The sequence below is a fragment of the Paraburkholderia sp. GAS199 genome, from assembly GCF_050436585.1.
Classification (GTDB): Bacteria; Pseudomonadota; Gammaproteobacteria; order Burkholderiales; family Burkholderiaceae; genus Paraburkholderia.
The window spans coordinates 386,468-398,276 of record NZ_JBNDMM010000001.1; the positions used below are offsets into that span (position 1 = coordinate 386,468).

At 62.3% G+C, this 11,809-nt stretch carries 12 protein-coding genes; 11 read left to right on the forward strand and 1 reads right to left on the reverse strand.

Annotated features, from left to right (window positions below; all coding sequences use genetic code 11):
• Positions 1–31: 31 nt before the first annotated feature.
• From P3T18_RS01645 to P3T18_RS01655, 3 genes are all read left to right on the forward strand, one after another.
• On the forward strand, positions 32–1,543 hold the full coding sequence (locus P3T18_RS01645) for an arylsulfatase (RefSeq protein WP_429298165.1): 1,512 nt from the start codon (positions 32–34) through the stop codon (positions 1,541–1,543).
• Positions 1,544–1,655: 112 nt separating this feature from the next.
• Positions 1,656–2,519 (forward strand): hypothetical protein, encoded by an 864-nt coding sequence (locus P3T18_RS01650; protein WP_429298166.1) that lies wholly within the window; start codon positions 1,656–1,658, stop codon positions 2,517–2,519.
• A gap of 10 nt (positions 2,520–2,529) precedes the next feature.
• Positions 2,530–2,991, forward strand: a complete 462-nt coding sequence (locus P3T18_RS01655; RefSeq protein WP_429298167.1) for a YidH family protein — start codon at positions 2,530–2,532, stop codon at positions 2,989–2,991.
• An 8-nt stretch (positions 2,992–2,999) separates the two neighbouring features.
• Here the strand turns inward: P3T18_RS01655 and P3T18_RS01660 are convergent, their stop codons facing one another.
• A complete protein-coding gene (locus P3T18_RS01660; protein WP_429299019.1) occupies positions 3,000–3,944 on the reverse strand; it encodes a hypothetical protein in 945 nt (314 codons plus the stop codon).
• 389 nt (positions 3,945–4,333) lie between these two features.
• Here P3T18_RS01660 and P3T18_RS01665 point away from each other — a divergent pair, with 389 nt between their 5' ends.
• The 8 genes from P3T18_RS01665 to P3T18_RS01700 all read left to right on the forward strand — a co-directional run bounded on the left by P3T18_RS01665 (position 4,334) and on the right by P3T18_RS01700 (position 11,746).
• Complete coding sequence (locus tag P3T18_RS01665; protein WP_429298168.1) at positions 4,334–5,131, forward strand: DUF2092 domain-containing protein; 798 nt, start codon at positions 4,334–4,336, stop codon at positions 5,129–5,131.
• Positions 5,132–5,134: 3 nt separating this feature from the next.
• A complete protein-coding gene (locus P3T18_RS01670; RefSeq protein WP_429298169.1) occupies positions 5,135–5,653 on the forward strand; it encodes a hypothetical protein in 519 nt (172 codons plus the stop codon).
• Between the two features lie 62 nt (positions 5,654–5,715).
• Positions 5,716–6,483, forward strand: coding sequence for a hypothetical protein (locus P3T18_RS01675; protein WP_429298170.1), 768 nt, complete (start codon positions 5,716–5,718; stop codon positions 6,481–6,483).
• A 635-nt stretch (positions 6,484–7,118) separates the two neighbouring features.
• Complete coding sequence (locus tag P3T18_RS01680) at positions 7,119–8,015, forward strand: sensor histidine kinase (RefSeq protein ID WP_429298171.1); 897 nt, start codon at positions 7,119–7,121, stop codon at positions 8,013–8,015.
• On the forward strand, positions 8,012–8,632 hold the full coding sequence (locus P3T18_RS01685) for a response regulator transcription factor (protein WP_429298172.1): 621 nt from the start codon (positions 8,012–8,014) through the stop codon (positions 8,630–8,632). Before P3T18_RS01680 ends, P3T18_RS01685 begins: the two co-directional genes overlap by 4 nt.
• Before the next feature lie 107 nt (positions 8,633–8,739).
• Positions 8,740–9,126, forward strand: coding sequence for a response regulator transcription factor (locus tag P3T18_RS01690; protein WP_429298173.1), 387 nt, complete (start codon positions 8,740–8,742; stop codon positions 9,124–9,126).
• An 84-nt stretch (positions 9,127–9,210) separates the two neighbouring features.
• Complete coding sequence (locus P3T18_RS01695; protein ID WP_429298174.1) at positions 9,211–10,623, forward strand: DUF2252 domain-containing protein; 1,413 nt, start codon at positions 9,211–9,213, stop codon at positions 10,621–10,623.
• A gap of 34 nt (positions 10,624–10,657) precedes the next feature.
• The gene (locus P3T18_RS01700) at positions 10,658–11,746 is read left to right on the forward strand and encodes a transporter substrate-binding domain-containing protein (protein ID WP_429298175.1); all 1,089 of its coding nucleotides are present in this window, start codon (positions 10,658–10,660) and stop codon (positions 11,744–11,746) included.
• Positions 11,747–11,809 lie beyond the last annotated feature (63 nt).

Consider the following 11,809-nt stretch of genomic DNA (forward strand, 5'->3'; position numbering starts at 1 on the left):
ATGACGGTGGCTCAACGCAAAGGAGTTTTCCATGGCGGGCAAGAAGAAACCCAACTTCCTGATTCTTTGGGGCGACGACATCGGTCAATCCAATCTCAGCATCTTCACCAAAGGGCTCATGGGCTATCGCACGCCCAATATCGACAGCATCGGTGAAGACGGCATGGTGTTCACGGACTACTACGGCGAGCAAAGCTGCACGGCCGGTCGCGCGTCGTTCATCACGGGACAATGCGGATTGCGCACGGGTCTGACCAAGGTCGGCTTGCCGGGCGCGCCGCTCGGCATGGCGGCCGAAGATCCGAATATCCCGGAGTTGCTCAAGGAACTCGGCTACAGCACCGGCCAGTTCGGCAAGAATCACTTCGGCGACCGCGACGAACATCTTCCAACCATGCACGGCTTCGACGAATTCTTCGGCAATCTCTATCACCTGAATGCCGAGGAAGAACCGGAATTGCCGGACTATCCGGACCCCGCGGAGTTTCCCGACTTTCGCAAGAAATACGGCCCGCGCGGCGTGCTGCACTGCTGGGCCGACGGCAAGGGCGGACAGAAGATCGACAACACCGGCGCGCTGACACGCGAGCGCATGAAAACCGTGGACACCGAGTTTCTGGCGGCCGCCAAGGAATTCATCCACAAGGCGCACAAGGAGGACAAGCCGTTCTTCGTGTGGTTCAACACCTCGCACATGCATTTCCGCACGCATATCGAGGACCGCATTCGCGGACAGGCGGGGCGCTGGCAATCGGAATATCACGACTGCATGATCGAGCACGACAAGCACATCGGCGAGATGCTCGCGTTGCTCGACGAACTCGGCATCAAGGACGACACGATGGTCATGTACAGCACCGACAACGGTCCGCACATGAACTCGTGGCCCGATGCCGGCATGACGCCGTTCCGCAACGAGAAGAATTCGAACTGGGAAGGCGCTTACCGCGTGCCGTGTCTGGTGCGCTGGCCGGGCGTGATCGAGCCGGGGTCGGTATGCAACGAGATCGTCAGCCATCTCGACTGGCTGCCCACTATCGTGGATGCCGCCGGCGACCCCGACGTCAAGGACAAACTCACGAAGGGCTTCAAGGCTAACGGCAAGACCTTCAAGGTGCATCTGGACGGCTTCAGTCTGATGCCCTATTTCACCGGCAAGGCGAAGAAACCGGAGCGCAAGGGCTTCTTCTATTTCACCGACGATGGCGATCTCGCCTGCCTGCGTTACGACAACTGGAAAGTCGTGTTCATGGAGCAGCGCACACCAGGCACGTTGCAAATCTGGGCCGAGCCGCTCGTCACGCTACGCGTGCCGAAAATCTTCAACCTGCGCACGGACCCTTACGAGCGAGCCGACATTACTTCCAACACTTACTACGACTGGCTGCTCGATCACACTTTCATCCTCGTACCGGCGCAGGCGGGTGTGGCCGAATTCCTGACGACCTTCAAGGAATTCCCGCCGCGACAGAAAGCGGCCAGCTTCGGCGTGGATCAGGTGATCGAGAAAATGACGGACGCGGCCGGCGGCGGTCATCGTTGAGGGCTGAAGTCGAGCGTTAAATGCCAGGACGTCTACGGCCTTGGGCCCGCTTTGAAGAAGCGGGCCCAAGGCGGCGTCCGCAGCCGTTCCCGTCATCACACCCGGATAAACCATGGACGCCAAGGCTCTGATTCTGCTCGCGCTCCAGATCGCGATTGCGGGAACGGTTTTCACCTATGGTCTGCAAGCGACCCGTGACGACCTGTTCTACATCTTCCAGCGTCCCGGCCTGCTGCTGCGCTCCCTGCTCGCCATGTTGGTCATCATGCCGGTGCTCGTCGGCGTCTGTACGTATTTCCTGAATCTCCCGCAGCCGGCCGCCGTCGTACTCACGGCACTCGCCATTTCGCCGGTGCCGCCCATGTTGCCCAAGAAGCAGAAGAAAGCCGGCGGCGTCGCACCTTACGGGCTCGGCATGCTCGTCGTGCTCGCGCTCGTGTCGATCGCCAGCGTGCCGCTCTCGGTCATGTATTTCGACTGGCTGTTTGCGATGCCGCACGGCATCGGCCCGCTCGCCATCACGAATATCGTCCTGAAGATGATCATCGCTCCGCTTGCGCTCGGCCTGTTCGTCGCCCGGCTGATGCCGCGTGTCAGCCCGCGACTCGTCAGCCCGCTGCGCCGCTTTGCCGCCGTGCTCCTGCTCGCGGGCGCGCTGGTCCTGCTTGCGAGCACCTGGCGCGCGATCGTGTCGTCCACGAGCCTCTGGACCGTGCTGGCTATCGCGGCTTTCGTCGTCGTGGGACTGGCGGTCGGTCACTGCCTCGGCGGACCGTCGCAGGAACATGCTTCGGTGCTGGCGCTGTCTACGGCTTCGCGTCATCCAGCCATCGCGCTGGCTATTTCGACTGCCAATTATCCCGGCGAACAGTTCGTCTCGACGCTCGCGCTCTATCTGCTCCTGTGTACGTTGCTCGTGATTCCTTACGTGAAATGGCAGCGCAGTCGGTCGTCGCTCGCGCCCACTGCACCATGACGAAACCGCCATGACGTCCTCTCGCGAGCGCGACGATGCGCACATTCCCAGCACCGATCCATCGACGCCCCTGAAGCCAGACGAAGGCACGCTGCAAACGCGCGCCCGCACTTCGCTGGCGGTCGAGCGCACGTTCCTCGCCTTCGAACGCACCTTGATGGCGTGGCTGCGCACGTCGCTCTCGATGATCAGTTTCGGCTTCACGCTGGCGAAGTTTTTCGAGTACTTGGCGAACCAGAACGGCGGGCCGATCGTCGGCCGTTTTGGCGGAACCTGGTCGCCGCGCGAAGTGGGCACCGCCATGGTCGTGATCGGCACCGTGGCGCTGCTGGCCGCCGTCGTTCAGCACGCGCGGCGCGTGAGCGCACTACGCCGCGAGGGACTCGTCGCGCAATGGAATCTTGCATTCTGGGTGGCGATCGCCGTGGCGGCACTCGGCGCGTTTGCGCTCGTCTCCATCGTGCTCGATTGAGCGCGCGATCAAAAGCTGAGCGCGAGACCGAGCGACACGCCGGTGACGTCCTTGCCGAACGCGTATCGCGCGACCATGCGCAGCCGCGAGAACAGTTTGGTCACCGCGCCGGTATCGATTTCGAGGCCCGCACCGACCGAGGTCAACTGATTGAAGCCGAGAATATTGGCCTGACTGCCGAGGTAAGTCGAATGGGACAGTTCGAGCACGTAACGCAAAGGCCGATGCAGAACCAGCAGTCCGGTCGGCGCACGCCAGCGCGCGTACAGGTTGGTCGATTCCGCGTTGGCCGAGCCACGCACCGCGCTGGAGGAACCGAAGCTCTGCAGATAAATGTCCGTGTAACGCAACTCCAGATCGAACTCGTACGGTTCCTGGCGCGGATACCAGCCGATCATCAGCGAGCCGCCCAGACCGTATGCGCTGAGTGAGCCGTTCTGAATGAAGTCGATATTCTTGTCGGTCTTGTGGTTGAGCAGAAACTGCGCAGCGCTCGCGTCGCTCAACACCTGACCCAAGGAAAAATTGAAGATCGGACGGATCACCAGGTCCTTCTTCTCGTTGAGCGGAAAGTCCCAGCCGATGCCGCCGGTGGCCGCCACGTTCGTCCAGCGCGTAGGCAGCGCGCGCTGCTGCTGCCCGTCAGAAACTACGAATGTGGGATCGTAACGCGATGCACCCAATGCGCCTTCCAGATAAAGCGGGAAATTCGGGTTCAACGTGAATCCGCCGCCGAACTGGGTCATGTTAAGCGAAGGATTCCCCGACCCACTGTTACGGATACCGAGCGTGCTGGCCGACAGGTCCGGCGTAACGGTGAACGACAACAGCGCCAGCACCTGGTTCGCGCGCCGCTGCACGTCGGGGCCAGTGAAGGTCGGCGTGTTTTGCGCCAGCGCCTGATCGGCGACGAGCCATTGAATCAACGTGAAAGCCGCGATGCGCCCCAGCATTCGGGCGTGGCGGCAAAGGCCGGTTCGACACACTCTGTCGGCTACTTTCAGCATGCTCATTGCGTCAACCGGAGTCGGCCAGTACGGCATGGTCAGCGTGACGTTCATCGCCCATCGCTCAGGTCGACGCGCACAAGGCAATCGCGTGAATGATGCACATGGCGAATTAATCCCGAGCTTTGGAATTGTTATGGATGACTCGCGGTATCGCCATAGGTATTTCGGGCAATCGCATTGCCCCGAAGGGCAATCGCGGATTAAGTCCTTTCTTTCGACGCCGATGGTGACTACATTGATTGCGCAGGTCGCTTCCAGTAGCGTGCCAAATCGGTGGCTGCCGGAATCCATTCTGATTCGGGCAGCATTTCTCTCACGAACGGGAGAGCACAATGACAAGAAAGGTTTTGGCCATTTTTGCAGTGGCCGGGACGATCCTGGCAGTCGCACCCGGCGCGTACGCGCAAACGGCGGCGAGCGGAGCCAGCGACACCACGGGCGCGGCGAGTCCCGCCAATCCCGTCGATCCGGCAGCGGTTCAGGCGCTTCAGAAGATGGGCACGCATCTGCAGTCGCTCAAACGCTTCGGCGTGTCGATGGAGCTGACCGGCGAACGCGTTCTCGAAGACGGCGAAAAACTGCAGCACGCGGCGTCGGCGCAGCTTTTCGTCGCGCGGCCCAATCGCATTCGCGCGCTGATGATCAGCCCGCGCAGCGAACGCGAAATCATCTACGACGGTAAAACCGCCGTGCTCTACTCGCCGCAGCAGAAGTTCTATTCCACGGTTGCGTTCGACGGCAATCTCAAGGCGCTGATCGGACAGCTTCACGAACATTACGGCGTGGAATTCCCGCTCGCGGACCTGTTCATCTGGGGCACGCCCGACGCCCCCACCGACCAGTTCGAGTCCGCGATGTTCGCGGGCCAGGACTTCGTCGGCTCGGACGTATGCGATCACTACGCCTTCCGGCAAAAAGACGTCGACTGGCAGATCTGGATCACCGCGGGCGACAAACCCTTGCCCCGCAAGCTCGTGATCACGCGGCGCGACGACGACGCGCGGCCGCAGTCGGTCTCCGTCATGACCTGGAACACCGCACCCACGTTCAAGGACTCCGTGTTCTCCTTCCGGCCGCCCGAAGGCTCGAAGAAGATCGAGATCGTGCCGGTTGCCGCCAAAAAGGAGTAGGCCATGAGGACCGCATTCCAGCGATATCAAACCCTGGCCCTCATCCTCGCGGCCGTGGGTATCGGCGTTCACACCCTGCCGCCAGCGGAAGCCGCCGGACGCGGCGGCGGTGGCCACATGGAACGTGGCGGCCATGGCGGCGGCCACGGCGGCGGCGGTGGTGGTGGCGGTGGCATGCGCAGCGGTGGCGGCGGCGCGCAACTGAACAACGCGCACGCCGATTCCCGCACCCGCAATGTGCGCAATACCAGCGTCAACAACGTCAATGTGAATCGCGACGTCAACGTTCACGTGGACAACAACCATCGCGGCGGCTGGGACGACGACTATCACCCGGTCGCGACGGCAGCAGCCGTCACGGCGACGGTCGCCGTCACGTCGGCCGTGGTCGGGTCGATCGTGCATTCGGTGCCGTCAAACTGTGTGCCCGTCAATTACGGCGGTATGATCTACCAGCGTTGCGGCAGCAGCTGGTATCAACCGCAAGGTTCGCAATATGTCGTGGTGAACGCACCATATTGACCTTTGACGCCGCGAGCGGCCACCGGCCGTTCGCGGCGAAGCGCATGTCACGCGAGGGATGCATGCAGCAATTCATAAGACATCCAATCATCCTGTTCTTCGTCTCGCTCGCCTTGATGTCGTTCGCCGGGTGGATCGGCGCCACGCTGCTGCGCTCGCGCCTGCCGATCAGCGAGGACTCGCGCGACGACTTCAAGCTGGTTCAATCCGCCACGCTGACGCTGCTCGCGCTGGTCATCGGCTTCAGTCTGTCGATGGCGGTCAACCGCTACGATCAGCGAAAAAACTACGAAGAGGAAGAGGCCAACGCAATCGGCACCGAGTTCCTGCGCGCCGCCCTGCTGCCGGCCGGCACGGCCGCCGAGATTCGCGGCAACCTTGCCCGTTACCTGGAACTGCGCATCGAGTTCTATCAGGCTCGCGACGCACAACGCATCGCGCAGATCAACGCCGCGACCGCCGACCTGCAAACCAAACTGTGGAACGCGGCCGCGAGCGGCGCGCAGACGCAGCCGAATCCCATCTCCGCGCTGGCTGTGGCCGGCATGAACGACGTCATCAACACTCAGGGCTACACGCAGGCCGCCTGGTGGAATCGCGTGCCGGTCGCCGCGTGGACCTTGCTGGTCCTGATCGGCATGCTCGCCAACCTGCTGGTCGGTTACGGCGCGGAACACACCAGCAGTAAAGGCCGGTTGCTGCTCATCATGCCCGTCACCGTGTCTCTCTCGTTCCTGCTCATCTCGGACATCGACAGTCCCCGCAACGGCATCATTCGCGTCGTTCCGCAAAATCTCATCAGCACGGCACTCTCGTTGCCGAAGCCTTAGCGCTTATCTCGCGCATTCTTAAGAATCCCATTAATCCGCCATGCTCCCGGCGAATACCGCCACGGCTATAGCGGCATTTCGCGATTCGTTATACCCCTAATTAATACGGAGTGCTTCGCGGACTTTTTTTCGCGAAAGGCTTTTCAATTTGCTGAACGTTCTGGCATAGTCATCGCAAGCGTAAACCTTCGCAGACACCATGAACGAGGAACGCAATACGAGGATAGTCGCTGCGGCACGAGCGCGCGCGGTTCGTCATTGTGCGAACCCCCGCTTCTTCGCGACTAGTTCAAACCACGGTCCTATTGCGACCGCAACGCATGTCATCGCATGCACGAATAGCAGTGGCTTATTCACATCGCATAAACGCACCGCGCAATATCGATTCTTTTGCGGTGTGGCTCATCCTGTGTTTCGGTTTCCGCTGCACCTTTTTTGATTCGGATTTCCAGGCAGATTTACCCAACTATCGGTAATGGCAATCGGTGATCGCAATCAGCATAGACATCGGCATCGCAGAACGTTTAATTCGCTGACTTTCAATCGGGACGCCACGTTCGTCGTGCGTGTCTCAATCGTGTCTTTTGACGACTGGCGTCCAACCTGTCGCCGGGCTCTCGCGGGAGGGTCGAACGATGATGCTGTTGGCAGTGGCAGTCGTAATCGCGCTCCTGCAAGCGTTGACGGTAGGCGCTTTTCTCTGGCAGCGACGGTGCCGCAGGATTGCCGACGAGGAAGCCGCGTTGCGTCGCAACGAACTGGCTCGCGCCGGGCGTTTCGCGCTGGCGGGTGAACTGAGCGCCTCGATTGCGCACGAGGTGGGACAGCCGCTGGGCGCGATTCTGAGCAACGCGGACGCGGCCGGCATGATGCTGGAAGACGAATGGCAGATCGGCGAGTTGCATTCCATCCTCGCCGACATCCGCCGCGACGCCTTGCGCGCGAACCAGGTCGTGCAAGGCTTGCGCGCGCTGCTGCAGAAACACACGCCGGTGCTGGGTGAGATCGATCTGAACGAGACGCTCGGCGAAGCGCTGACGCTGATCCGCCTCGAAAGCCGCCGACGGCGCATATCGATCGAATCGAATCTGATGGCGGGAAACGCCGAGGTACGCGGCGACGCCGTGCAGCTTCAACAGGTGCTGCTCAACCTCGCGATCAACGCCATGGACGCGATGGAGAACACCGCCGACCTCGACCGCGTCATGACCGTGACGACGCGAACGGCCGGGCAAGGCTACGAGTTCACGGTCGAGGATCGCGGGCACGGCATTCCGCCCGAAGCGAAACAGCGTCTCTTCGATTCGCTGTACACCACCAAGCCGCACGGCATGGGACTCGGGCTCTCCATTGTGCACACGATTGTCGTGGCGCACGGTGGCATTGTTTACGCCATGCCGCGCGAAGGCGGCGGCAGTGTGTTCACGGTCTGGCTGCCACGCGCGGCGCCGTGCGTTGAGGCCGAGATCGATAACCGCGTTGCACGGGCAAGCTTCGTTTCCCACGCTGCCACGCAAGGAGGACGTCCGTGACTATTCAAGCCGAAGCCGTTGTCCACGTGGTTGACGATGACACCGCCCTGCGCACCGCCTTGACCCGAATCCTGAAGCATGCCGGATTCACTACCAGGGGCTATTCGAGCGCCGGCGAGTTTCTGATCGAGCCGCCGGCCGCACCGCCCGGCTGCCTGCTGGTGGACCTCGAACTCCCCGGTCCGAGCGGGCTCGACCTGCAGCAGGCGCTGCAACGCATGGGCAATGCGATGCCCGTCGTGTTCATCAGCGCGCACCATGACATTCCGCGAACCGTGCGCGCCATCAAGGCGGGCGCGTGCGACTTCCTTCTCAAGCCGATCGACACGCAGACACTGCTGGCCACCATCGAACACGCGCTCGCGAGCGCCGCAGCCGGGCCTCGCGCAGAGCAGTCCGAAGCCGTGCCTGCGGCGGACCTGAATATGCGCGAACAGGTCGTGCTGCGCGGCATCGTGGCGGGCAGGCTCAACAAGCAGATTGCCGCCGACCTCGACCTCAGCGAGCGAACCATCAAATCCTGCCGTGCCGACCTCATGCGCAAGCTGGATGCGCATTCGCTCGCCGATCTCGTGCGACGCGCGGATCCGATCGTGCACAGTCAACCCATGACCTGACCCGTTCTTGCCCGCCCTTGCCCTCAGGGGCAGTCGCGTTGCCCCAAACCCGGATAGCATCGAACGTCGCCACGCACGACACTGCTTGAAAGGAAATCCGGTGGGCAATGAACGCGACCAGACCGCTTATCGTAATCGTCGAGGACGACGCCGGCATGCGTCGTGCCTTGCAGCGCCTGCTGCGTGTGTCCGGCTTCGACACGCTGGCCTTCGAAAGCGCTGAGGATTACACCCTCGCCGGCGGCCAGCGCGTGCCGCACTGCTTCGTGATCGACGTTCAGCTTCCCGGCGCGTCCGGTCCGCAATTCTTCGAGCAGCTCGTGCTTTCCGGCCAGGCGCGTCCACCGGCCGTGTTCATCACCTCGCACGACAATCCCGCGACGCGCACCGCCGTGGCCAGCGCCGGCGGTCTCGAATTGCTCATCAAGCCTTTCGTCGCCAAAGAACTGCTCGATACGATTTCCCGGGCCGTGCTGCCCGGCTCTCCCCCTTAACGAAGTGTGTTTCGCGAAACGCGTCGCGAGACGGGGTGGTCTGCCTCGCGCGTCCCTATCAGAACCGGATAAAAGGAGACCAGCATGGCCCAGGTACAGACAATAGCCGAGCGGCAGGAAGCGGGAAAACTGGCGCGCATGCGCTCGCCGCGCTCGCAGAATGCGGCAATCGGCAACGTGAATCGCGACCCGGTGCAGTTGCTGCGAGAGAACAGCACGGGCCGCGTCGAGGCGCTCGTTCCGTTGCGCTATGGCCGCATGGCCGTGTCGCCTTTCACGTTCTATCGCGGTAGCGCCATTCTTCAGGCGCACGATCTGGCCGGCACGAACAACTCCGGCATCACGTTTCCCGTGTGCGGCGACGCCCATTTGATGAACTTCGGCGGCTTTGCGACACCCGAGCGGCAACTCGTGTTCGACCTCAACGACTTCGACGAGGTTGCGGTGGGTCCGTGGGAATGGGACGTCAAGCGGCTCGCCGCCAGTTTTGCGATCGCGGGCGAGAGCATGGGCATCGAGCGGGGAAGTATCAAGGACATCGTCGCCACGGCCATGCAGGAATATAGCGACCGGATGCACAAATACGCCGGGTGCAGCGCGCTGGAACTGTGGCACGAGATCGTCACCTTCGAGCGGATGCTCGAAACCGCCGCCACCAGCGAAGGACGTCAGCTCATCAACCGGGCCATGGAGAAAGCGGCCGGCCGCACGCACGAAAGCATGCTCGGCAAGATCGCCAGCGAGCAGGACGGCCGCTGGACGATACACGACGCGCCGCCCGCGCTGTTCCATCCCGCCGGCCCGAACTCGCTGCTGGGCGCCAACAAGAAATGGGCCGACACCGCCGAGTGGAAAAGCAAGCTCGCCGCGGCATTCGATAGTTATCTGCTGACGCTCGCACCCGAGCGCCGTCAACTGATCGCGCAATTCGATCTGCAGGATACGGCGTTCAAGGTGGTGGGCGTCGGTAGTGTCGGCACGTTCTGTCTGGTCATGCTGTTCATCGACAGCCACGGCAAGCCGCTTTTCCTGCAGGTCAAGGAAGCGCGGCAATCGGTGATCGCGCGTTTCTTCGAGGGCGACAACGCCACGCACGACGGCGAACGCGTGGTGTGCGGTCAACGCCTGCTGCAGGCGGCAAGCGATTCGTTTCTCGGTTGGACCACCGGCCCTCAAGGCCGCACGTTCTACTTCCGCCAGTTACGCGACATGAAAATCTCGGCGGAAGTCGAGCGCATGAGCTCGACGATTCTGCAAGGTTACGCGCGACTCTGCGGCTGGGCGCTGGCGCGCGCGCACGCCAAGGCCGGCGGCAAGGCGATCGAAATCGCGGCCTATCTGGGCAACGGCGGACGCTTCGCCGATGCCTTGACGCAATACGCGCTCGACTACGCCGTGCAGAACAGCAAAGACTACGACACGTTCATTCGCGCCTGCCGCTCGGGCCAGCTTGAGGCACGCAGCGACGAAGACATGGCAGCCGACTTCCGCGTTTGAGCCGACGACACAGAAGCGTAACGGGGGAAATGCGATGAACACATGGACGTCGCGGATCGTCGCGCTGTGTTGCGCGGGCTTGTCGTCGATGGCCATGGCCGCGGCCAGTGCGCCGACGCCCGCAAGTGCGCCGCTGCGGGTCGCCATCGCGCCGGTCGCACCTTTTGTTCTGCCGCAAACGGCGACGCCGGAAGGCTTCAGCATCGACCTCTGGAACGAGATAGCGCGCCGCCTGCATCTCGACTTCACGTGGACGCTTCTGCCGTCGCAGCCCGCGCTGTTGCTCGCCGTGGAAAGCGGCGCGGCAGATGTCGCCATTGCCGCGATCACCATGTCACCGGAACGCGAAAGGAAGGTGGATTTCTCGCTTCCGTATTTCGATTCCGGCTTGCAGATCGTCGTGCGCGCGCAGAACGAAAACACGTTCATGAGCACGTTTGCGTCGGTGCCCTGGCTGGCCACGCTGCAACTCGTGGGCGTCGCCGTCGTCATCGTGTTCGTGCTCGCCAATCTGGTCCTGCTGACCGAGCGCAGGCGCGATCCGGCGTTCAGAAAGCCGTATTGGCGCGCGCTCGGCGAAGGGCTGTGGGTCACCATGCTCATCATCGCGACCGGTGAGCACGGCGAGCGCGACGCGCCCGGTGTCTGGAAGCGCATTCTGGTGCCGGCGATGTGGCTGATCGGCGTCGTGCTGATTGCCCAACTGACGGCCACCGTGACGTCGTCGCAAACCGTCGCGCGTCTGCAATCGAATATTCGGGGTCCCGACGATCTGCCCGGCAAAACGATCGGCACGGTGCCCGGCACGATTGCCGCCGACTACCTCAGTCAACGCGGCCTGCCCTTCAGGAGCGTGCACACCGCCGACGACGGCTTCCGGATGCTCACGCAGGGCGACGTGCAGGCGATCGTCTACGACGCGCCGACGCTTCAGTATTGGGTGGCTAAACGCGGCAACGGCGTGCTGGCCATCGTCGGCCCCGTATTCCGGCCCGAAAAATACGGCATCGCAGTGGCCAACGGCAGTGTGTTGCGAAAAACCATCAACGAGACCTTGCTCGCCATGTACGAAGACGGCACATACGAGCTGATCTACGGCAAATGGTTTGCTTCCGGCAGGTAATTGCTGCTGTTCAAATACATTTCGCATAACAGACGAAGCAGATTCACCCGATTCGTCTTCCCT